General features: G+C 69.1%; 18 protein-coding genes, 1 tRNA gene and 3 pseudogenes. 10 read left to right on the top strand and 12 right to left on the bottom strand.

Going from position 1 to position 22,171, the window contains the following annotated elements:
• Window positions 1-51: 51 nt before the first annotated feature.
• Window positions 52-184: transfer RNA gene (locus tag ABZU74_RS04615), tRNA-Asn, on the top strand.
• Window positions 185-271: 87 nt separating this feature from the next.
• Here the strand turns inward: ABZU74_RS04615 and ABZU74_RS04610 are convergent.
• The gene (locus tag ABZU74_RS04610) at window positions 272-1,120 is read right to left on the bottom strand and encodes a LysR family transcriptional regulator (protein WP_355418502.1); all 849 of its coding nucleotides are present in this window, start codon (window positions 1,118-1,120) and stop codon (window positions 272-274) included.
• A 105-nt stretch (window positions 1,121-1,225) separates the two neighbouring features.
• Between ABZU74_RS04610 and ABZU74_RS04605 the strand changes: the two genes are divergently transcribed.
• The 3 genes from ABZU74_RS04605 (at window position 1,226) to ABZU74_RS04595 (ending at window position 5,085) form a co-directional block, all read left to right on the top strand.
• Window positions 1,226-1,957 (top strand): SDR family oxidoreductase, encoded by a 732-nt coding sequence (locus ABZU74_RS04605; RefSeq protein ID WP_355418500.1) that lies wholly within the window; start codon window positions 1,226-1,228, stop codon window positions 1,955-1,957.
• A gap of 159 nt (window positions 1,958-2,116) precedes the next feature.
• Window positions 2,117-2,425 (top strand): hypothetical protein, encoded by a 309-nt coding sequence (locus ABZU74_RS04600; protein ID WP_355418498.1) that lies wholly within the window; start codon window positions 2,117-2,119, stop codon window positions 2,423-2,425.
• Complete coding sequence (locus ABZU74_RS04595; protein WP_355418496.1) at window positions 2,425-5,085, top strand: DUF4132 domain-containing protein; 2,661 nt, start codon at window positions 2,425-2,427, stop codon at window positions 5,083-5,085. Before ABZU74_RS04600 ends, ABZU74_RS04595 begins: the two co-directional genes overlap by 1 nt.
• Before the next feature lie 94 nt (window positions 5,086-5,179).
• Here the strand turns inward: ABZU74_RS04595 and ABZU74_RS04590 are convergent, their stop codons facing one another.
• The 4 genes and pseudogenes from ABZU74_RS04590 to ABZU74_RS04575 form a co-directional block, all read right to left on the bottom strand.
• Window positions 5,180-5,845, bottom strand: coding sequence for a cation:proton antiporter (locus ABZU74_RS04590; protein WP_355418494.1), 666 nt, complete (start codon window positions 5,843-5,845; stop codon window positions 5,180-5,182).
• Window positions 5,846-5,894: 49 nt separating this feature from the next.
• Window positions 5,895-6,239, bottom strand: coding sequence for a YnfA family protein (locus ABZU74_RS04585; RefSeq protein ID WP_355418492.1), 345 nt, complete (start codon window positions 6,237-6,239; stop codon window positions 5,895-5,897).
• A gap of 145 nt (window positions 6,240-6,384) precedes the next feature.
• A complete protein-coding gene (locus ABZU74_RS04580; RefSeq protein ID WP_355418490.1) occupies window positions 6,385-6,717 on the bottom strand; it encodes a hypothetical protein in 333 nt (110 codons plus the stop codon).
• 50 nt (window positions 6,718-6,767) lie between these two features.
• Window positions 6,768-6,900, bottom strand: a pseudogene (locus ABZU74_RS04575) (MerR family transcriptional regulator); the annotation flags it as partial.
• Between the two features lie 382 nt (window positions 6,901-7,282).
• On the opposite strand from ABZU74_RS04575, the gene ABZU74_RS04570 reads away from it, so the two are divergent.
• A complete protein-coding gene (locus ABZU74_RS04570) occupies window positions 7,283-10,267 on the top strand; it encodes a glycoside hydrolase family 3 C-terminal domain-containing protein (protein ID WP_355418488.1) in 2,985 nt (994 codons plus the stop codon).
• A 52-nt stretch (window positions 10,268-10,319) separates the two neighbouring features.
• Here the strand turns inward: ABZU74_RS04570 and ABZU74_RS04565 are convergent.
• The 4 genes and pseudogenes from ABZU74_RS04565 to ABZU74_RS04550 all read right to left on the bottom strand — a co-directional run.
• Window positions 10,320-10,698, bottom strand: a pseudogene (locus ABZU74_RS04565) (cellulose binding domain-containing protein); the annotation flags it as partial.
• 90 nt (window positions 10,699-10,788) lie between these two features.
• A pseudogene (locus ABZU74_RS04560) lies at window positions 10,789-12,162 on the bottom strand (CotH kinase family protein); the annotation flags it as partial.
• Between the two features lie 266 nt (window positions 12,163-12,428).
• A complete protein-coding gene (locus ABZU74_RS04555; protein WP_355418486.1) occupies window positions 12,429-13,250 on the bottom strand; it encodes a polyphosphate polymerase domain-containing protein in 822 nt (273 codons plus the stop codon).
• Window positions 13,247-13,846 (bottom strand): DUF4956 domain-containing protein, encoded by a 600-nt coding sequence (locus tag ABZU74_RS04550; protein WP_355418484.1) that lies wholly within the window; start codon window positions 13,844-13,846, stop codon window positions 13,247-13,249. The genes ABZU74_RS04555 and ABZU74_RS04550 overlap by 4 nt, the downstream gene beginning before the upstream one ends.
• Before the next feature lie 685 nt (window positions 13,847-14,531).
• Here ABZU74_RS04550 and ABZU74_RS04545 point away from each other — a divergent pair.
• The gene (locus ABZU74_RS04545) at window positions 14,532-17,234 is read left to right on the top strand and encodes an RICIN domain-containing protein (RefSeq protein WP_355418482.1); all 2,703 of its coding nucleotides are present in this window, start codon (window positions 14,532-14,534) and stop codon (window positions 17,232-17,234) included.
• A 195-nt stretch (window positions 17,235-17,429) separates the two neighbouring features.
• On the opposite strand, the gene ABZU74_RS04540 is transcribed toward ABZU74_RS04545, so the two are convergent.
• Window positions 17,430-17,732, bottom strand: coding sequence for an amphi-Trp domain-containing protein (locus ABZU74_RS04540; protein WP_355418480.1), 303 nt, complete (start codon window positions 17,730-17,732; stop codon window positions 17,430-17,432).
• 153 nt (window positions 17,733-17,885) lie between these two features.
• On the opposite strand from ABZU74_RS04540, the gene ABZU74_RS04535 reads away from it, so the two are divergent.
• Together ABZU74_RS04535 and ABZU74_RS04530 are read left to right on the top strand one after the other, a co-directional pair.
• Window positions 17,886-18,182 (top strand): DUF6582 domain-containing protein, encoded by a 297-nt coding sequence (locus tag ABZU74_RS04535; protein WP_355418478.1) that lies wholly within the window; start codon window positions 17,886-17,888, stop codon window positions 18,180-18,182.
• A 252-nt stretch (window positions 18,183-18,434) separates the two neighbouring features.
• On the top strand, window positions 18,435-18,710 hold the full coding sequence (locus ABZU74_RS04530; protein ID WP_355418476.1) for a hypothetical protein: 276 nt from the start codon (window positions 18,435-18,437) through the stop codon (window positions 18,708-18,710).
• Window positions 18,711-18,763: 53 nt separating this feature from the next.
• Here the strand turns inward: ABZU74_RS04530 and ABZU74_RS04525 are convergent, their stop codons facing one another.
• Window positions 18,764-19,189 carry a VOC family protein gene (locus ABZU74_RS04525; RefSeq protein WP_355418474.1) on the bottom strand — a complete coding sequence of 142 codons (426 nt, stop codon included), beginning with the start codon at window positions 19,187-19,189 and terminating at the stop codon, window positions 18,764-18,766.
• A gap of 246 nt (window positions 19,190-19,435) precedes the next feature.
• Entirely contained in the window at window positions 19,436-20,251 is an 816-nt protein-coding gene (locus tag ABZU74_RS04520; RefSeq protein WP_355419129.1) for a DUF72 domain-containing protein, read from the bottom strand.
• Window positions 20,252-20,375: 124 nt separating this feature from the next.
• Here ABZU74_RS04520 and ABZU74_RS04515 point away from each other — a divergent pair, with 124 nt between their 5' ends.
• Window positions 20,376-21,386, top strand: coding sequence for a glycosyltransferase (locus ABZU74_RS04515; protein ID WP_355418472.1), 1,011 nt, complete (start codon window positions 20,376-20,378; stop codon window positions 21,384-21,386).
• Between the two features lie 55 nt (window positions 21,387-21,441).
• Window positions 21,442-22,170, top strand: coding sequence for a Clp protease N-terminal domain-containing protein (locus ABZU74_RS04510; protein ID WP_355418470.1), 729 nt, complete (start codon window positions 21,442-21,444; stop codon window positions 22,168-22,170).
• Window position 22,171: the final 1 nt, after the last annotated feature.

Raw genomic sequence — 22,171 nt, 5'->3', positions numbered from 1 at the left:
GCCTGCACGAGCCAGCTCTTGATGGACAGGTTCAGCTCGTTGGGCCGGGTGGCGCCGCCTATGGGTGCAACCAGGCTGAATCCGGACGGATGCGCATTAGTGTGACAATCCTGGACAGGGAAGCAGCCATCGGTGCTGGCTGTTGACCCGCAGGTTCGGGGTTCGAGTCCCTGGCGGCGCACCAAAGATAAAGGCCCTGACCTGGCAGATATCTGCCAGGTGTCAGGGCCTTTTTCGCGTACGCCGACGCGACGAGGTGCGATGCCGGCGGCTAGAGGCGGAGTGCGGCTCGTACGAGGTCAGCGACGGCTCGGGAACGGCTGTGCGGGGGCCAGGCGATGACCGTGGTGACCTCCGGCGCGTCCACGATCGGCACGGCGACGAGATCATCGTTCAGCTGGGACCGGGCGGAGTCAGGCACGACGAGCAAGGTCCGGCCAAGGGAGGTGAGCTGCAAGAGTTGTGAGTGGCTCTGTGCCTCAGGGCCTGGGCCGTCGGGATAGGTGCCGTCATTCCCGGGCCAGCGCGGTAGAGGCAGGTCGGGCAGCTCGGTCACCTCGCTCAGCTGCAAACTCGTGCGGGTGGTGAGGGGGTGGCCGGCCGGGAAGATGGCGACCTGGCCCTCGGTGAGCAGTTCCTCGGTGTCGAACCCGGTCAGGACGTCGAACGGGTGGTGAAGGATCGCGACATCGGCACGGCCGGTCCGCAGCAGTCGTTCTTGTTCGCCGGGGCCACAGAGCACCACCTCGACGTTGACCGCTCCGGGTTCGGCGGCGTAGGCGTGCAGCAGCTTCGCGAGCAACTCGCTGGACGCTCCAGCCTTGGTCGCCAGGACGACGCTGGCCTGCCCAGTGACGGCGAGAGCCGCGCGGCGGGTGCGGTGTTCGGCAGCTTCCACAGCGTCCAGCGCTGCTCGTCCCTCGTGCAGCAGGACCGCGCCGGCTTCGGTCAGGGTCACCGAGCGGCTGTCACGCTTCAGCAACGTGGCACCCAGGCGGCGTTCGAGCTGACTGATCGCCCGCGACAATGGCGGCTGGGCTATCCCCAGGCGTTGCGCCGCTCGGCCGAAATGCAGCTCCTCGGCCACGGCGACGAAGTACCGCAGCTCTCGTGTCTCCACGTGTGAAGCCTAGCCCGGAACGGAGGTGCGGCGATACCTTCAGGGTATCGCCCATGACTGAGGCGGTCTTGGACGGTCTGCGGACCGTGACCCACAGTCGAAGACATGAGTGACACGAAGATCGTCCTGGTCACCGGGGCCAACAAAGGCATTGGGTACGAGATTGCGGCAGGCCTGGGTGCATTGGGCTGGAGCGTGGGTGTCGGAGCGCGCGACGAGACGCGGCGGGACGCGGCGGTGGCCCGGCTGCGGGAATCGGGCGTCGACGCCTTCGGTGTCCCGTTGGATGTCACCGACGACCGCAGTGTCGCCGCCGCAGCCGATCTGATCGCCGAACGCGCCGGACGCCTCGATGCCCTGGTCAACAACGCCGGAATCACCGGCGGACGGCAGCAGCAGCCGAGCAGCGTCGATCCGGGCGTCATCCGCACGGTGGTGGAGACCAACGTCATCGGCGTCATCCGGGTCACGAACGCCATGCTGCCGTTGCTCCAGCGGTCGGCCTCGCCGCGCATCGTGAACATGTCCAGCAGTGTCGGTTCTCTGACCCGACAGTCCGGCCCCGGTGGTGAGACCTCCACAGGCCCGGTCGCTGTGGCCTACGCGCCCTCCAAGTCGTTCCTGAACGCGGTGACCCTTCAGTACGTCCGGGAACTGGCAGACACGAACATCCTCATCAACTGCGTCTGCCCGGGCTTCGTCGCCACCGACCTCAACGGCTTCCGTGGCGTGCGTACTCCCCAGGAGGGCGCGGCGACAGCCATCCGCCTGGCCACGCTGCCCGACGAGGGTCCCACCGGCGGATTTTTCGAGGACGCCGGTGTGGTGCCCTGGTGACGGCTCGCGGCTCAGGTCGGCCCGAGCCGGCCCGAGCCGCCCGGCGTCGGGCCGTCAACGCTGCAACCCCTACCTGCGGGAAGCTTCGGTTCCCAGGTGGCGGTGCTGGTCGCTCCCGTGTCACAGAGCATGTCCGGGGTCTGAGCTACGGTCTCCGCCATGCCGATGATCACAATCGCCGACGAAGTGACCGGAGCGCCGAGTGGTCCTGAGTGGACCCTGGACGTCTTTGAGGAAGAGGTACGCCTCAGCGAGCTGATTCGACGGCGGGTCTTCTTGGAGGTGGCGGAGTCCGGCGGGCAGGTCGATCCGGAGGAGCGGGCCCGGGCGACGCTCGAGGCGTTCGGCCGTAACGGCTTCGTGGTGCTGGTCGACGACCGTCAGGTGACCGCCCTGGACGAGAAGGTCCGCCTGCACGTCGGGTCGCGGGTCACCTTCCTCAAGCTGGTACCGCTGGTGGGTGGCTGATGGGGACGTACGACCCGGAGCTGGCACTGCGCGACGTGGTCGACACCGTCCGCGGATGGTGCGAGCGGAGCGGAGACACCCTCAACGACCATGGCCAGCGGGACTTCGTGAATCGGGTGGCCATGGTGTGTGGCTGGGCCCCGGACGGCACCGGGCCGGCGCTGCTCGCCGCGCTCAACGATCCGAGCGGCCCGTACGAGCTGGCTTCGCCGCAGGTCGAGCTGTTGCCGGAGGCCACGCGGCGGGCTGAGTTGCTCGCTGTGGCCGTGGCGGACCTGGCCGTCGGCGACGCGGATCACGACCGCCGTGCCGCCGCGGCGATGACGGCTGTCGAAAATCTGCCGAGGCGTCCGCGCAGCGGCGAAACTCCATGGGATCGCGCCGGCCGCGAGATGTGGACCCGGGCCGAGCAACTCCTCGCCGGGCAACCGGTGCAGGTCCGCCAGCGGGTGTTCGACGCGCTGACGGTGCCCGGGCAGGACAGCGACGGGCGGGTCACGCTGGTCCGTGTCCTGCTCTCCGGCGGCGGGCTCGACGGCGCTGCCTGGCTGGGCCGGCTGGGTGGCCAGGTTTGGCTGGGATTCGGGGGCTGGAGCTGGCAGCTCACGCAGTTCACCTGGGAGTCCCTCCAGGCAGAGGACCGTGCGGGGCGCTCACACCCGGCGGCGCTGGCGGCTTGGCGCCGGACACGCGTCGAGCGCTACGTGCGCGATCTGGGCGAAGAGGCCGAGACGATGTGGCCGATCCCCAACGTCGGAGAACAGTGGGCCGACCGCGCCGTCGCGGACATCGAGGCGATGCTGCCGGAGCGTCGGTCCGCGTGGCACGCACTGCTCGCCCACTGCCCACTCGGCGCGGACAAGGCCAAGCCGACGGCCGGCTGGCAGAAGAGTGCCCGACTCCTGCTCGACGCGGTCGGCATCGACGAGTTCGCCGCGCGGCTCGATGACTGGCTCCCGCTGGTGGGTCAGGCGCGCAGCCTGCCACTGAGGATGACCACCTGTTGTAACAACCACCTCGCGGACGTCCCACCGCGGATGCTCGACCGCTACAACGTCGGGCTGCTGTGGGGCCTGATCTGGCTGCGGGTGATGGTGCCGCCGTCGGAGGAGACCCTGCGCAGCCTCGGCCAGATCGCGGAACGCGCCACCCGCAAGATTCCCGGTCACGGTCCGGCGAGCCCGAAACTGGCGAATGTCGCGGTCGCGGCGCTCGTCGACACCGATCATCCCGCCGCCCTCGCGCAATTGGCGCGGCTGGCGTCGCGGCTCACCTACAAGAGCACGCTGCGCATCGTCGAGAGGGGCCTGACCAAGCACGCCGAGGCGCTCGGCATCGGTCGTGAGGACGTCGAGGAGATGGCGCTGCCCGGCTTCGGGCTGCCGCTCGCCGACAAGCTGGGTGACAGCTCGTACGAGGTCGAGGTGCGCGGCGTCGACGCCGCCGTGGTGTGGCGCAACTCCGATGGCAAGGTGGTCAAGGCGCCTCCGGCGCAGGTGCGCAAGGACCACGGCGAGGAGTTGAAGGAGCTGAAGGCGACAGTCGCGGACATCGGTGCCACGCTGATCGCGACCCGCGACCGCCTGGAGGGGCTGCTGCGACGCGACCGTGCGTGGACCGTCGAGCAGTGGCGGGAGCGGTTCCTGGACCACCCGCTGGCCAAGACCCTGGCCCGGAGGCTGATCTGGACCGTCGACGGCGTCGCCTGCTGCTGGGGCGGCGACGCCCTGCGGACCGTGGACGACACGGTGTTCGAGCCGGCCGGCGACGCCACGGTACGGCTGTGGCACCCGGTCGACGATTCGGCGGCGGTCCTGGCCTGGCGGGACTTCCTGGCCCGGCACGCGATCACCCAGCCGTTCAAGCAGGCGCACCGCGAGCAGTACCTGCTGACCGACGCGGAACGCGCCACCCGCACGTACTCCAACCGGTTCGCCGCGCACATCGTGCGCCAGCACCGTCTCAACGCGCTGCTGTCCCGGCGCGGCTGGTCGCACGTTCGACACCGCAACGACGGCGCCAGCTACCAGAACCCCTGGCTGGCCCTTCCGGACTGGGAACTGCGCGCCGAGCTGAACATCGCCGGGATCGAAGACCAGGGCGACGACCTGATGTTCGACACCATGGGGACCGACCAACTGGTGTTCGTCCGGGGGGAACGCACGCCGGTGCCGCTGGAGGAGGTTCCGGCGGTCGTGCTGAGCGAGGTGATGCGCGACGTCGACCTGTTCGTGGCCGCGGCCGGGGTGGGCAACGACCCGAACTGGTACGACGGTGGTCCCCAGGGCCGGTACCGCGACTACTGGTCGCAGAACAGCTTCGGCAACCTCACCCCGCCCGCCCAGACTCGCCGGGAGGTGCTGGCCGAGCTGATCCCCCGGCTGGCGATCGCCAACCGGTGCACGTTCACCGACCGGTTCCTCGAAGTCCGTGGTGATCTGCACACGTACCGCATCCACTGCGGCTCGGGCAACATCCTGATCGCCCCGGACGACCGGTACCTGTGCATCATCCCCGACTCGGCGAAGGCGAAGGAGCCGGAGATGTTCCTGCCCTTCGAGGGCGACAGCCGGCTCGGCGAGATCATCAGCAAGGCGTTGCTGTTGGCCGCAGACAAGAAGATCAAGGACCCGGTGATCCTGCACCAGTTGACACCGTGACGACATGCCGCTGGCTCTCGGTGGGCAGCGACAAGCGGAGCGACCACTTGTGCGGCGACACTTCGCTCGCCGCGCGAGTGGGCGTCGCGGCAGGTCAGCTGGAGGCCCGCTTCGGGAGCAGCAGCTCCTCGTGATCGAGTTCGCGTTCCAGGACGCGGAGTTCCTCGTCCGGCAGCCGGCCGGAGTCGCGCCAGCGCACGAGTTCCTCGCGCTGCGCGTCGATGGCTGTCCGCCGGACACGAAGTGCCGTCTCGTACTCCGGTGAGGTGGGCATCTCGGATGAGTCGCTCTGCTCCAGAAGGTCCGGCCGTCCGCGGTAGCGCGCCAGTCGGGCCAGCAGCTGCGTACGTGTGGTGTTGACTGCCACCGCGCTGTCCGGCTCTGCGGCGGCAACGTCGTCGAGGCGGGCCAGAGCCGCCTCGACCGCTGCCGAGCGGGCCTCGTTGCGTACCCGGGCCTGGTCGGTCTCGTTGGCGCGCAGGCCCAGCATCCGCACGAGCGGCGCGAACGTCAGGCCCTGCCCGACGAGTGTCACCAGGACGACTACGAATGTGCAGAACAGCAGGAGGTCACGGTCGGGAAAGGGTGCGCCGCTGTTGGTGGTCAGCGGCAGGGTGAAGATCGCGGCCAGGCTGATCACGCCACGGGTGCCGGACCAGCTCAGTGCCACCACTTCCCGGGAGGTGAGTCGGCGGGCGTTGCGGTCGGCGCGCTCGATGGCGCCATCCCCTGGTGTTGAACGGTAGGTAAGCTCCCGCATCGCTGCCTGTCGCGAGCGGCGCTGCGGGCACCCGCGTCGGCGAATCAGGTCAGGAGCCGCCTGCTGAACGCGGCGCGTACATGATCAAGGCGACGCCGACCAGGCAGATGCCGGCGCCGATGACGTCCCACCGGTCGGGCCGAAACTTGTCGACGATCACGCCCCAGGCGAGGGAGCCTGCGACGAACACGCCACCGTAGGCGGCGAGGATCCGCCCGAAGTTGGGGTCAGGCTGGAAGGTGGCGACGAATCCGTACGCGCCGAGGGCGATGACTCCGCCGGCGATCCACCACAGGCCGCGGTGCTCGCGCCAGCCCTGCCAGACCAGCCACGCCCCGCCGATCTCGAACAGGGCGGCGACGACGAACAGCAGGACGGAGCGGGCGACGGTCATCGGTGGACCGTACCGAGGTGTCGCCGCCCACGATCTTGCCGGAGGGCCGGTCGAGCGTCGGCAGCCGCTCCCGCCGAGCTGCTAGCGGCGGATCGCCCCGGGTGCGCGCCGGCTGCGGTGGCGACCCGGCTGCTGCGCGATCCGCTCACGCCATCATCCGGGCGGCGGCTCGCAGCGCGAGCGCGTCGAGGACATCGACGTGCGCGGCCGGCACCTGCACGTCGAGGCGTAGCGCGCCGGCGTCGGCGGCGATGGTGAACGAGAAGAACGAGCAGCAGGAGCTTTCCCGGGCGGTCAGGTCCCGGGTGGTCGCCTCGGCGGCCAGGTCGAGACGCCACCGCAGTTCGGTGGGGGACAGCCGCTCCTGCTGCAGCAGGGCTGTGGCGAACAGGTCGTCGAATTCGGCCAGCCTCAGTGGCCGTTGCGCGCTCGGCAGGGTGCACGACTCGGGCACCCACGTTTGGGGATCAGTGGTCATACCAACGACGGTAGGCCCTGTCTCGTGGAACGCCGCCGATTCGGGGGCGTTCAGACGGCTGGGCCCTGATGGTGGTCGAGTGGTGCGGAGCGTGTCGGCGAAGCCTTCGGCCAGGGCGAGTTGGTCGCGCAGGGCGGTGACGCGGGTGGTGGCGGCGGTGTGGAACATGGCGAGCCGGTCGAGCCGGTCGGTGACCGAGGAGGCGGTGTGAGGCGACACGTTGCCGGCGCCCGGAGGTGATCAGGCAGTCGCCCAACGGGTCACCGGGCAGGTTGGACGAGTCGATTGCGGGCTCGCAGGGCACCTTCAGGCTGACCTGGTCGCGCAGCGGACGGCTGGGGTCGGGCGGGCACGGCGAACGCCGGGTGGGGCCAGCCGGTATTGCCGACTCATTGGCACGCATCTATAGTTGCGCGGATCACAACAATCATGGCCGTGGTGACGCGGCCGGGTCGTCGAAGCGCTTCGACGATTCGTCGTTCAGGCCCGTCAGCCGGGTGTCGAGCCTGGTCACGCCGGCCTCGGCGCCCGCTGGGCGTCTCTCGTACGACATGAGGAGAACCGCATGCGGAACTGGCGCCTTCGGCGCGGAATCACCGCGCTCGCGCTTGCCCTGCTAGCCCTACCGGCCGTTCCCGGCACCGCGCTGGCCGAGCCCACCTACCCGTTCCGAGATCCCCGCCTACCCGTGAACGCCCGAGTCGACGACCTGCTCGGCCGCCTCACCCAGGACGAGAAGATCTCGTGGCTGCACCAGTACCAGCCCGCCATTCCCCGGCTGGGCATCGGCCTGTTCAAGACCGGCACCGAAGCGCTGCACGGCGTGGCCTGGTCCACCGACATCGACAACAACGGCGCGGTCGTCAAGGCTCGCGGCACGGCCTTCCCGCAGCCGGTGGGCATGGCGAGCACCTGGAACACCGACCTGATCCGGCAGGTCGGCTCGGCCGTCGGCGACGAGGCGCGCGGCTACCACGCGCAGAACCCCCGGGTTTGGGGGCTCAACCTCTGGGCGCCTGTGGTCAACCTGCTGCGCGACCCCCGGTGGGGCCGCAACGAGGAGGGCTACTCCGAGGACCCGCTGCTCACCGGGGCCATCTCCACCGCGTACGGCATGGGAATGACAGGCGGTGACCCGGACCACCTGAAGAGCGCCCCGACCCTCAAGCACTACCTGGCCTACAACAACGAGGTCCGGCGCGACGTGACCTCCTCGAACGTGCCGCCTCGGGTGCTCAACGAGTACGACCGGGCCGCCTTCAAACCGGCGATCACCGCCGACGCCGCGACCGGGATGATGGCCTCGTACAACCTGGTCAACGGTCGTCCGGCCACTGTGGATCCGGACCTGGCGACTGTGGTACGCGGCTGGACCGATCAGCCGTTGATGAACGTCACGGACGCCTGGGCGCCGAACAACCTGGTCGCCTCCCAGGGCTACTACCCGACCCAGGCCGAGGGCAACGCCGCGATCATCAAGGCCGGCCTCAACAGCTTCATCACCGACGACACCAACGCGCAGCCGACCATCACCGGCATCAAGCAGGCCCTCGCCACCGGCCTGCTCACCGAGCGGGACATCGACGCCCGGATCCGCGAGATCCTGAACGTCCGATTCCGGTTGGGTGAGTTCGACCCGGGCGGCGGCCGGTACGGCGCCATCACCCCCGACGTCATCAACAGCCCCGAACACCAGCGGTTGGCCCGGCAGGCCGCCGGCGAGGCGATGGTGCTGCTGAAGAACGAGCGGCAGGCGCTACCGCTGGACCCGGCGCGGACCCGCAAGGTGGCGGTGCTTGGCCCGCTCGCCGACAACCTCTACTCGGACTGGTACGGCGGCGACCTGCCCTACCAGGTGACGGCGCTCGACGGCATCCGCGAACGGCTGGGCAACTCGGCCAGGGTGAGCGGGCTCGACGGGGCGGACCGGATCGCGCTGAAGGACACGGCGACCGGCAGGTACGTCTCGGCCACCGGCACCACCGACGCCAACCCGGTCCTCGGGACCGGCGCGACCCCGGCGCTCGTCGCCCAGTTCGACGTGGTCGACTGGGGGCAGGATGTGGTGACGCTGCGCAACGCCGCCAACGGCCGCTACCTCGGCTACAACTGGGGGCCGTTCGTCACCCGCGACGAGCAGCCGAACGGCTGGTACGTCCAGCAGCAGTTCAAGCTGGAGCCGCAGGCCGACGGAACCGTGGTGCTGCGCTACGTCGGCTACGAGACCAAGGAGAGCTGGTTCGGCCCCGACACGTACGTGACGGTCGGCGCCGACGGCGCCCTCAAGCTCGGCGCATCCACCCCGGCCGCCGCGACCCACTTCAGTCGCGAGGTGATCAGCAGCGGGATCGACCGGGCCGTGGCGGCAGCCAAGGCGGCCGACACCGCGGTGCTGGTGGTCGGCAGCAACCCGTTCATCAACGGCCGCGAGGCCCACGACCGGACCTCGACGGCGCTGAGCGCCGGCCAGGAGGCGCTGGTCAAGGCCGTGGCCAGGGCCAACCCGCGGACCGTGCTCGTGCTCCAGACCAGCTACCCGGTCACCATCCGGTGGGAGCAGGAGCACGTACCGGCAATTGTCTGGACCACCCACGCGGGCGCCGAGACCGGCCACGCCGTCGCCGATGTCCTCTTTGGCGACCGTAACCCGTCTGGCCGGCTCACCCAGACCTGGTACCGCTCGGATTCACAGCTGCCACCGGACCTGCTGGAGTACGACATCATCTCGTCCGGGCAGACCTACCTGTACAGCCGCGCGAAGCCGCTCTACCCGTTCGGCCACGGGCTGTCGTACACCCGGTTCCGGTACGGCCAGCTGCGTGCCGACGCCCAGTCGGTCGCGGCCGACGGCACCATCAGGGCCAGTGTCGACGTGACAAACGTCGGCAGCCGGACCGGGACCGAGGTCGTTCAGCTCTACACCCACCAGCGCACCTCGCGGGACACCACCCCGATCCGCCAGCTCAAGGCGTTCCAGCAGGTGAAACTTGGGCCTGGGCAGACCCGTACGGTGACCCTGCGCCTGCCCGCCGCGGACCTGGCGCACTGGGACGTCACCCGCAGCCGCTGGGTGGTCGAGTCGTCCGTGTACGACCTGATGGTCGGGGCCTCCGCCGAGGACATCCGGGCCCGCGCCGCGGTCCGGGTCCGCGGCGAGACGATCCCGGCCCGTGACCTGTCCCGGCCCACCCGGGCGGAGAACTTCGACAGGTACGCGGGGGTCCGGCTCGTCGACGAGACGAAGCCCAGCGGTACGGCGGTCGGCGCCACCGCGGCCGGTCAGTGGATCTCCTTCGACGGTTCGGCGCTGGGTGCCGGCGCGCGCACCTTCACCGCGAAGGTCGCCAAGGCCGGCGCGGATGCCGGCACCGTCCAGATCCGGTTGGGGTCGCCCACCGGCCGGCTGCTCGGCACTGCAACCGTGCCCAGCACCGGCGACGAGTACCGGTATGTCAGCACGAGCACCGAGTTGGCCCGGGTCGTCGGCACCCACGACGTGTACCTGGTGTTCGACTCTCCGCTGCGGCTGGCGGAATTCTCCATCAGGTGACCGGAGCCCGGGGCCGGGTCGATCGTCGACCCGGCCCCGGGCCGTTGGTTGGTCAGCTCGCCGCGCAGGTCAGCGTCGGTGTGCCGGGTGCGCCGGTGGACGAGCCGAGGAACCCGAACGTGGTGCTCGCGCCGGCGCCGAGTGCGCCGTTGTAGGCGACGTTGCGGGCGGTGACCGCGGATCCCTGGCTCGTGACTGTCGCGTTCCCATGCCTGCGTGACGCTCTGGCCGTTGGCGAGGGTCCACGTCACGGTCCAGTTGCTGATCGCCGAGGTTCTCGCGGTGACCCGTACCTCGCCCTGGAAGCCGCCGGTCCACTGGCTGGTCACCGCGTACGTCGCGATGCAGCCGGCCGCCGGCGGCGGCGTTGTGGGCGGCGGGGTGGTGGGCGGTGGCGTGGTGGGAGGTGGGGTGGTGGGTGGCGGCGTGGTGACGGACCCACCCCAGCCGGCGGTGGAGTCCAGCCAGGCGGCGCGGCGCAGCATCCAGTCCCGCATGACCTGGACCTGCCCCTGCCAGGTGGGCGAGGTCGGGGTGCGGAAGAAGCTGACAGTCGGTGCCGTCAGGTTGGGCCAGCGTTGGAAGTTGCGCTGGGCCGCGTTGGTCAGCGGGGTCGCGAGAGCGTTGATCCGGCTCTGGAGCGCGGCGTCGGAGAGCAGGCCCCGTCGCAGCGTCTGCCAGCGCGATCGGGCCTGGTTGACGAACGCGGGGTCGCGCAGCAACTGGGCGAACCAGTCGTTGGCCGACGGCTGCCGGGTCTGCTGGTGTTGCCAGCCCGACACCTGGTCGTTGGCGAAGAATCCACCGACGCCGAAGCTGAGGTCGAAGTCCCACAGCGGACCCGCGAAGATCTTGCTGTCCCGGTCCTTGTAGAAGTGCGAGCTGCGGACGTAGGCGTCCATCTCCCGGCTCAGCTCGTTGACGATCATGAGGTCGATGAAGGAGTCGACGTCGATGTACTTGCGGTATCCGGTGGTCGGGTCGGCGAAGTTCGACGAGTGCAGCACGTCGTTGAACTCCTGGAGGTGACCGCGCAGCCAGTCCCGTTGCTGCGGTTGCAGGGGCGACGGGTCGGCAACCTCAAGGTAGTTCCAGCAGGTGGCCGCCGGCCCGGTGCACGGCAGTGTCGGCTCCTCGGCCGCCATCCACTCGAACTTCCAGATGTAGCCGCCCTGGATCTTCGGCAGGGTCACGTCGTCCTCGTCCAACTGCTTGAGGTCGAGGCGGTCCTTGGAGTTCTTGATCGTCTCCATGAACATGTAGACGCCCATGTAGTCGCCGGCACCCACTGGTGCGGCGTCGGTGTTGAGATAGAACTCGGCGAACTTGTAGCGCGGAGCGGGCAACCCCATCTCGCGTCCGAGGTCGTAGACGAGCGCCTCGCGGATCAGCGCCTTGTCGGGGAACGGGCCGCGCAACACCCAGTCGGAGTCGGCGGGCATGCCCAGCACCGGGTGGTCGGCGTCGTCGTTCTCGTTGTCCCAGAACTCGACCCGGAACGGCGTCTTCTCGAATGTCGCCGACGAGTTGCCGCGCAGCCGGAATCCCGCTCGGGTGCTGAGCGTCGGGGCGGCCGCCAACGATGTCGTGCCGCCGCCCGTCGGTTCGAAGATCATGGTGGTGGCGTCGAGGTACTCACGATCTGGCCGGCCCGCACCGTACGAGTCGATCAGCACCACGGGCAGGTCGTGAGCGGTGGTGACGTTCTGCGCGGCGTACATGGCGGTGCCGGGCGCACCGGTTGGCGTCTGGCCGACGAACGCCTGTGCCCGCAGCTGGGTGGTGCGGGTGAAGCGCAGCGCCGAGCCCGAATAGAGCGACGACTGGGCGGTGGGTGGCTGCCCGTTGGTGGTGTAACGGATCTGGGCGCCGCTGACCGTGCTGCTCAGCGTCACCGCCACCTCGCCCTGGAAGGTGCCGCTGGGCACTGAGAAGGTGATGTCGCCGACCAACTCGTCTGCCGCGGCCGGTGCGGCGGCGGCATCGGCGGCCTGAGTGCCGGCGAGGAGTTCGGTGACGGGTTGGGCGACCTGGGTAGCGGCGACGGGTTCCGCGCCGGCCGGTGGCGATGACACCACGAGGAGGCCTGCGAGGAACACGGTGGTGGCGGCGATCCCGGCGGCACGAAGGGCCGCCACCGGACGACCTGTGTGGCGGGTGGTCAAGCGCACGATGCCTCCTGTTCTGATCGGGTGGGAACTGTCAACTCCAGGAGCGCCGAGAAGCGGTCGGCGCGGAAATGGCGGCGTAGCGTGCGTCGCCACGGCACATCTGGAAGGTCCAGGCGGAGAGCCGCGAGACCGGTGGCGTACTTCGAGATCCGTACCGGCCGGGTCCCGCGCTGCCACAGAGTGCGGTCGACCAGTGACGGGGCCGAGCTGGTCTTGGTCTCGACCACGGCGATGCCGGGCAGTCGCAACGTTTGGTCGCCGTCCTGCCAGGTGAGCCCGGTGTCGATGGTGACCCGGCTCGCGGACGCCGGCAGCAGCAGAGTGGAGCGACGGTAGCTGGTGACCAGCACCGGCTCGAACGGGCCGCCCGCGAGGTTGGACAGGATCGACTCCCGATCGAGCACATCGTCGACGAACCCGCGTCCGGACCGGACGCTGCGGCGGTCCTCGGCGAGATACGGCAGTCGGTGCTTGGTGACCCGCCCGCGCGCTCCGCTGATCTTCACTTCCAGCCAGCACTGGGCCGAGTCGAGGTAGGTCCGGGTCCGTACCTTGAAGCGCCTGCGCCGCCGGTACGCGGCGCAGTGGTAGCTGGCCAGGCAGGGCGTGTCGAAGTACACGGATTCGTACCGGAAGGTGCGCTCACCGCCGATGTCCAGCACCCGGGCGTACGGGATCAGTTGGTCCAGCAGGTGCGGCAACTCGTCCACCGCGACCACGTACTTGCGGTCCACCCTGCTCTGCAGCGCCGCCAGGTCGATCACCTCGGCGAGTCCGATGGGTGTCAGCCCCGCCAGCGGTGGCGCGATCATCGGAGCGCTCCGGCTCGTGACGGCTTTCTGATGCCTGCCGCCGCACTGCGGGCGACCGAGTATCGGACGTCGACCACTGTGGTCTCGTTGACCATGTCGAGCCGCTGGACGGTGGCGTTGTGCACCCGGGCATTGAGCAGTTGCTCCAGCTGGGCGACGAGAGCGACGTGATCGGTGACGGCGGAGTCGAGCACCATGATCTGGTGCCGGTAGTGCCGGAGCAGCCGTCGGTGATCACCGACGAACATCACCGCGACGATGAGCGCCATCAGGCCCCCGCTGAGCCAGATCGAGGTGGTGCTGAGCGCGCCGAGAATGCCCAGCGCGAGAGCGGAGAAGTAGTACGCGACCTCGTGCTGGTCGAGCTCCGTCGACCGAAGCCGGATGATGGAGAGCACCCCGAACAGCGCCAGCCCCAGCCCGAGCCCGGCACCGACGTCGCTGGCGCTCAGCGCGCTCGCCACCGCGAGGACGCCGACGTTGACCCCCAGGTAGGCGACGACCAGATCGCGCCGGCGGTGTCGCGGGAAGTAGAGCCCGAAGACGAGCAGCGCCACCGCGCAGATGTCGATCGCGAACAGGACGAGCTGCGACATCTCTGGGTTCCTCCTGGTTCGCCCGCCGGAGCGGACCGACGCCAGGCCGCCGTCGCTGCGTGGCGACCTGCCGAAGGTGGCCGGACCTCCGGGTTACTTTTCGGTAAACTTTCGGTATTTCGTTGGTGACCGTAAGCAGAACATCCATGTAAGTCAATGCGTGATTCATGCGGCCACCGGGTCGCTGGGCCGCCTGGCGAGGGTGCAGCGCGGCTGACATGGGCATAGCCGAGGCACCGTCTCGGGTCGTGAGGCCGCCGAAACTTCCGGAGTCTTTCGGGCGTCGTCGATGGACCTGTGGTCAGTGATCGAGGGACCCGCGGAGGCGGCGTCGTTGGGGGCGCATCGAGGCGGCGTCGCCAGGGGCCGCGCGGCGGTGATGTCGTAAACGATGGCGAGGGTCAGCTCGCCGTTGCGGATTCGTCGGACGACGCCAGCGGGGGTGTGCGGGCGATGTGGTTGATCTGCCCGATCCGGGCGCATTTCTGTATAGACGCCCTCCAATTGACGGTTGCATTGGTCAGACGTGTGACCTATGCTCCCAGTAAGAATTTCGGGGCGGTTAACAAAGAGTGCGGTCGGGGCGACGGAAGACCCCGCCGGCCCTTAGTGGCGTCGCTGTTCCGTACTCGTCGCTCGATACGCACTTTGGGCACCACATCGACGACCAGTGAGAGGAACAGACGTGAAGTCAGCCATATCCACCGCTCGAACGTCATTGTTGGCGGCGGCGGCGCTTGTCGCCGCCACGCTGCCGGCTGTGCTGACAAACCAGCTGCCGGCCTCGGCCGCAGTTCAGGCGACCTACTATGTCGCCCCCGACGGTAATGACGCCAACCCGGGCACGCTGCAGTCCCCGTTCAAGACGATCCAACGGGCGCGAGACGTCGTTCGTACGATAAACACGAACATGACCGGAGACGTCAACGTCCTCCTCCGTGGTGGAACCTATCCGGTGACCAGCACTGTCGAATTCGGGGCGAGCGACTCCGGCACCAACGGATTCCGGGTCAGCTACGCGGCCTACCCCAATGAGAAGCCAGTCCTTGACGGTGGCGTCCAGGTGACCGGGTGGGCCCAGCACAGCGGCAACATCTGGAAGGCGCCGCTCGACCGCGCCAACAAGCTGCGGGCGCTCTACGTCAATGACAAGCGCGCGTACATGGCGTCGAAGACGATCAGCTCGGCGGGCTGTTACGGGACGTACAACATCACGGCCAACCAGGCGTCCTGGGCCTGGGAGTCGGGCTCGCAGTGCGACGGCGCCAAGTACAGCCTGAACGACTTCCCGGCCGTGCCGCGCAACCAGGACGACATCGAGATCGAGACGGGAACCACCTGGACCACTGCCATCGTGGGCGTCCGCCAGGTGACCACGAGTTCCGACGGCGCGAACCGGGTCGCCCTCTTCCAGCAACCAGGCGCGGCCATCGCGCAGGGCGCGTTCAACGGCAACGCCCAGGTCGGCGGCACCCACAAACTCATGAACGCCTACGAGTTCCTGGACGCGCCAGGTGAGTTCTACTTCGACAAGGGCACCAAGACGGTCTACTACTACAAGGCCAGCGCCGAGAACATGTCGACCGCGACGGTCTACGCGCCGAACAACGTCACCACAGTGCTGCGGGTCGCCGGCACCTCGACGACCAGCCATGCCCGCAACATCACCTTTTCCGGTCTGACGGTGCGGCACTCGGACTGGAATCTGTTCAACGTCGCCGGTTCGTCCTTCAAGCAGGCGCAGCAGGGCAATCTCGGAGCGCAGGTGTACGCGAAGGGCAACTTCCACGTCTACTACTACCGCAACGTGGATGTCACCCCCGGCATCATCCAGATCCAGAACGCCGACGGCCTCCTGCTGCAACGCAACCGGGTCGAGCACACCGGCGCCGACGGAATCAACATGGTCAACGACGTGCAGGGCACCCAGTTGATCGGGAACCACACCAACGACATCGCCGGGTCCGCCATCACCGTCGGCCATCCCCAGCACGTCTACATCGGGGACGGCACGTCGACCAACCGGGAGAAGTACTCCGCGTCGGTCGAGGGGCTGCCGAAGAACATCGACATCAAGAACAACTACCTCTACGACAGCGCGGTCCTGTTCAACGGGCACAGCCCCATCTCGGCGTACTTCGCCGACACCCTCACCATCCAGCGCAACCGGATCGAGAAGGCCCCGTGGTCGGGCATCACGCTCGGCTGGGGCTGGTGGAACTTCGACGGCTCGTCGGGCTCGATCGTGCCGAACCGACCGACCACGACGGCGAGAAACAACACCATCAGCTACAACCACATCATCGACACTGTGCAGCGTCTCAGTGACACGGCTCCCATCTACACGCTCGGCAGCCAGCCCGGCACCACGATCACCAACAACTATCTCCAGGGTGTTCCGTCGGGGCACAAGTACGGACTGCACCCGGACGAGGGATCGGCGTTCATTACGTTCCGCGACAACGTGCTGAGTATCGACAAGAACGTCACCTGGATGATTAATTCAGACGACTTCGGGCGGAAGCACGATCTGAGCATCACGCAGATCTACGGCCCGATCAACAAGGTCTCGAACAAGAATCTGCCGAACAGCACGATCGCTGACATCCTCGTCTCCTCCGACTACGTCTGGCCGGCGGCGGCGTACGCCATCGCCGCGAATTCCGGCCTTGAGGACGCGTACCGGGACATCATTCCGGCGAGCAATTTCTCCGCACCGAACTATGTGCTGCCGGCCAGCACCTTCGTCGCCAGTGCCACCGCGTCGATCCCGATCCGGAGCATCGGCGACGCCACCAAGTCGGTCTGGTTGGCTCCGTACGGCACGACCACCTTCACCGCCGGGGCGACGATGACCAGGGCCGCCGGCACCGCCACGTCCATCGCTGTGCCGGCCACTCAGGGCGAGTACCGGCTCTACGTCGTCGACGCACAGGGCAACCTGTCGGCCGAGTCGACATCGATCGTCCGGCAGCAGCAGGGCGGTGGCAGCGGGACGGGCAGCGGACAACTCGTCGGTGGCCAGTCCGGGCGCTGTGTCGAGGTGCCGAACTCCTCGACCACGAACGGCACTCAGACCCAGCTCTGGGACTGCTCCACCGGCACCAACCAGCGGTGGACCCAGACCGCCAGCAAGCAGCTGACCGTGTACGGCAACAAGTGCCTGGACGCGTCCGGGGCCGGCACGGCGAACGGCACCGCGGTCATCATCTGGGACTGCCACGGGGGGCTCAACCAGCAGTGGAACGTCAACAGCAACGGCACCGTGACGAACGCCCAGTCCGGGCTCTGCCTCGACGCCAATGGCGCCGCCACCGCCAACGGCACCAAGGTCATCCTCTGGTCCTGCAACGGCGGCACGAACCAGCAGTGGACGCTGCGTAGCTGACCGACAAGTCCCCGGGGCCAGGCCGACACGGGCCTGGCCCCGGCTGTTTCTGAAGGAGGGGTAGCCCGCCAGGGTGCCCCTGGCCGGGTACTCAGATGCAAAGGAGTACGGGGCTTCCTGCGTCCGTGGGCACCGTCCGCCGGCATCCGACGGACGGTGCCCGCACCCGCGCTCGGGTCGGCTCGGCCGACGTCGTCAGGAGGCGGCGTGCGGCGCGGTGTCGGCCGGCTCGGCCGCGTCCTCGTCCTCCGAGGGCTCCTCCTCGTCGGCCACCTTGACGCGCGTGGGCTCGGTCCAGGAGAACTCGATCTCGACGGACACCTCCGTCCCGTTCTCCCGCTCGATCTCCAACTCGCACCGCACCGTGTCCGCGACCGTCAGCGCACCCGCCGCGCCGTAGAAGAGCCGACCATCAGACTCCAACTGGTTCGCCAGCTGGCGCAGCCAGGCGGCCAGGTCGGAGCGTGACACCGTGCGGGAGTCCTCATAGATATCCATGCCGGCCATGCTTGCACTCCACAAAGGACGTTGAGTGAAGGGCTTCGGCCTCACCCGGCCGGGCCGGCATGATATGGATCTTGTCGGTGGCGGTGGTCCGGAAAATGTCGGCTTCGGAGGTGCCGCCGGACAGCGAGCGGGTAATGCTGGGCGATGACCTCGACCTGGAAGCCCCACGAGAAGCACGGCGGCCTGTCGGACAAGGACAAGCGCGAGCTGCCGGAGACCGTCTTCGCGTTTCCCGGCAAACGCAAGGAACCGATGACCGAGGCCAGCCACGTCCGCAACGCCATCGCCCGGTTCGATCAGGTGCAGGGCGTCACCGACAAGGACCGCGACCTGGCCTTCCAGAACATCCTCGCCGCCGCCAAGCACTACGGTGTCGACGTCGCCGAGACGAACTGGCGCCAGCTCGGCAAACTCCCGCACACTCCGAACCCGGCCCACTGACAGGACGCCGCCATTCGGCCCACTCGGCGGATAGGTTCGCCTCCGCCGGGTAAACGGCGCGGATGCCCGCCAAGCAGGAGCCGGCAGCCGACAACGACCCGCCCTCGCACCGGGTGTCACGGGTCGATCGAATCTGGGCCGGCCTGCGCGAGCGGGTGCGGCACGGCTACGCGCCCGCGCCTGGCGGTTGCGCCTCTTCGGGCTGCTCGCCGTGCAGGCCGGCGTCGCGGCGTCGACCGCCTGGTTCGTGGGGTGTCACTTCCTCGACAACTCAAGGGCGGTGGTTCGCTGCTCACCCAGGCCGGCGGCACCGCGGTGCTCATCGCCGTTGAGCTGGTCGGGAAGGCGCAGGGCGATGCGGCACCGGAGCACACCCGCCCGCACACCCACCGGCTGGGCTACTCGGGCATGATCGCTGCCGGTGACTTCCGCACCTCGGCACACGATTTGCTGATGGCGAGCGGGTTGAACGCGGACAAGTCGGCAGCCCTGTTGCGCCGGGTGGCGGACCCGGACGAGTGGGACTGAGCCCGCCCGGCATCTCCGTCGCGGCTGCGCCGGGAACGTCGAACGCGCCCCCGTCAGGTCGCCTTCAGCGAGGCGAGGACGTCGAGGTAGTGCGGGTTCCTCATGACGCCCAGCACGTTGCCGAACGGGTCGACCACCGACGCGGTGACGAACCCCTCGTCCCCGTGCGGAGTGATCGGCTGGTACTCCGTGGCACCCATCGCCAGCAGCCGCTCGACGGTCGCGTCGAGGTCGTCGACGTACCAGTGCATGACCGCGCCGCCAGGCCCCGTCGCGGCCCCGGGCGGTGCGTATCTGCGGTCGATGATGCCCAGTTCTGCCTGGTAGTCCCCGATGCGGAACTCGGTGTAGGCCGGGCGCCCGTCGGGGCCGGGGCGCATGAAGTACGCCTCGACGCCGAGGAAGTCCGCGTACCACGCCGTGGCCGCTTCCACGTCGTCCGCCCAGATGTTCAGGGTGGCGAATCCTCGCAGGCTCATCAGGTGTCCTCTCGTCGATGTCGTTGGTGTCGACGCTATCGACGATTGCGGAAGCTTTGCTTGCGCAGTGAGCGGCAGGTCTGGACCGTGTCGAGGCGCGGACCGCATTTTTCGGCGGTCCCCGGGTAGACGCCGCCATTGCCAGTACGAGTGGCGGGGGACAGCGTGGACAGCTACCCGGCAGTCGAGAACCACGGTCTGATCGGTGACCTGCCGACGGCCGACCAGCAGGGCTGACCGGTCCGGTCAGAACAGCGTCAACGGCTCGACCGGGATCGGCTCGGGCAACGCGTCGAGCCCGGGCACGCGTGCCCTTACCTCGTCGTGGAACCGGCGGGCGAGCGCGGGCGCGTCGGCGTTGTCCGGGGTGTGGATGAACATCGTCGGCGAGCGTCCCTCGCCCAGCCAGGTGACGGTCAGGTCGATCCACCGCTGCCACCCCTCGACCGTGCGCGTCGGGTCGTCGCGACCGAGGTAGCGGACGATCGGCCGGTCGGTCAGCGCGAGGGCCCGGAGCGGCACGCGCGGCTTCTTGGTCCAGGCGTCCCGCTCCGCGTCGCTGGTCGGCGGGCTCGCGAAGAAGGCGGTCGTGTCGAAGGGGATCCACTCGGCGCGGGCGGCGGCGAGGGTCGCCCCGAGCAGGTGGGCCGCGCGGGCGTCGGTGAAGAACGCGGGATGGCGGACCTCCACCGCGTACCTGTGGGACGGCGGAAGCTGCTCCAGGAAACGGCCCAGGGTCGGGACGTCGGCGGGCGCGAACGAGCCGGGTAGCTGGATCCAGAGGGCGTGGGCGCGCGGGCCGAGCGGTTCGATGGCGTCCAGGAAGGCGCGTAGCGGTTCGTCGACGTCGGTGAGCCGGCGTTCGTGCGTGATGACCTTGGGAAGTTTGAGGACGAACCGGAAATCCGGATCCGTCTGCGCGGCCCAGGAGGCCACTGTGTCCCGGGCCGGGGTCGCGTAGAACGTCGTGTTGCCCTCCACTGCGTCGCACCAGCTGGCGTAGTGCCGCAGGCGCTCGGTGGGCGGCAGCCGGTGGCCCGGCCACGACCGGTGACTCCACATCGCGCACCCCACGTGCAGACGCATGACCGCCCTTCCCGCCGGTGACCGCGCTCGACCGGAGCCCACCGTATACGGGCCGGCTGACCCGGCCGGGCCCACCGGGTGGCAGGTAGGGTCCGACGCCATGCGTGTGCTGTTCGCCAGTCTTGCGTCCGTCGGTCACACCTATCCGCTGATCCCGTTGGCGATCGCCGCCCGGAAGGCCGGGCACGAGGTCCACTTCGCCGCCGGTCCGGAGGTGCACGCGCCGCTCGTCGCGCACGGCCTGCGACCGTTCCGCCCCGGCGACGCCTTCTACGAGGTGTACGCCGAGGACCTCGAACCGGAGTTGGCGCGGCTGCGGCCCGACCTGGTGGTGCACGAGTGGGGGTTGCCGGGGGCGGCCGTGGCGGCTCACCGGGCTGGGATCCCGGGCCTGTGGCACGGGTTCGGCCGGATGTTTCCCGAGGGCATCGGCCTGGAACTACCGACCAGGAACGCCGAGGTCGTCGGCCGGCCGCACCTGGACATCTGGCCGCCCTCGCTGCAGGACAAGGACTTCCTCGCCACGGAACGTCGGATCGAGCTGCGACCGGTCGCCTTCTCGGCCCCGGATCCGCTGCCGGAACGGGTGAGCCGTCGCACGTCCCGACCGTTGATCTATCTGACCCTCGGCACCGCGTTCGGTACGCCGGAGCTGCTGCTCACCGCCATCGCCGGTCTGGCGACGCTTGACGTCGAGGTGGTGGTCGCGGCAGGCCGGGTGCCTCTGGAGCAGCTGGGCGAGATCCCCGATCACGTCAGCGTCCACCAGTGGGTGTCGCAGGCGGAGTTGTTGCCGCTCGTCGACCTGGTGGTGCACCACGGGGGCAGCGGCACCACGCTCGGCGCGCTCGCGGCTGGCGTACCGCAGTTGATGCTGCCGCAGGGCGCGGACCAGTTCGCCAACGCCGACACGCTCGCCGCCGCAGGTGTCGCCCTGCGGCTCCTTCCGGGGGAGGTGGACGCGGGTGCGATCGCCGAGCAGGCCCACCGGCTGCTGCCGCAGCATGGCAACGCCGAGCAGCGCGACGCGGTCCGGGCGGTCGCCGAGGAGATCGCCGCCATGCCGTCTCCGGCGGCCGTGGCCCGGCGCCTACCGGAGTACGCCGCCTGACCGGGATCGTCAACTAAGGGTTGACGGAACTCATGCGTCAACCTATGGTTGACGCATGACCGATCCTCTCCAGATGAGCAACAACATCAAGCTCGACGACCTGATCCAGGCGATCAAGAAGGCGCACACCGACGCGCTCGACCAACTCACCGACGCGGTCATCGCCGCCGACCACCTCGGCGAGGTGGCCGACCACCTGATCGGGCACTTCGTCGACCAGGCCCGGCGCTCGGGTGCCTCCTGGACCGACATCGGCCGCAGCATGGGGGTCACCAAGCAGGCCGCCCAGAAGCGGTTCGTGCCGAAGGCGACCGACGCGGCCGCGCTCGACCCCAACGCCGGGTTCGGCAGGTTCACCCCTCGCGCCCGCAACGTGGTGATGGCCTCGCAGGAGGAGGCCCGGGTCAGCGGCAACGCCGAGATCGGCCCCGAGCACCTGGTGCTGGGCCTGCTGGCCGAGCCGGAAGGGCTGGCCGCCAGGGTGATGGCTGGTCGCGGTGCCACGCCCGAGGCGGTGCGGGAGGCGGTCGCTGCCGTCCTTCCACAGCGGGCGGAGCAGGTTCCGGACCTCATCCCGTACGACGCGCGGGGCAAGAAGGCGTTGGAGCTGACCTTCCGGGAGGCGCTGCGCCTCGGGCACAACTACATCGGCACCGAGCACATCCTGCTCGCCCTGCTCGAGCAGGAGGACGGCGCCGGCGTGCTCACCAACCTCGGCCTGGACAAGGCGACGGTCGAGGGCGACCTGGCCGCCGCCCTCGCCGCCGCCGTCGGGAAGAAGTGAG

Origin of the sequence: Micromonospora sp. NPDC005171, from assembly GCF_040608575.1 — a bacterium.
Taxonomy (GTDB): Bacteria; Actinomycetota; Actinomycetes; order Mycobacteriales; family Micromonosporaceae; genus Micromonospora.
This window is presented reverse-complemented; position numbering and strand designations above follow the sequence as displayed.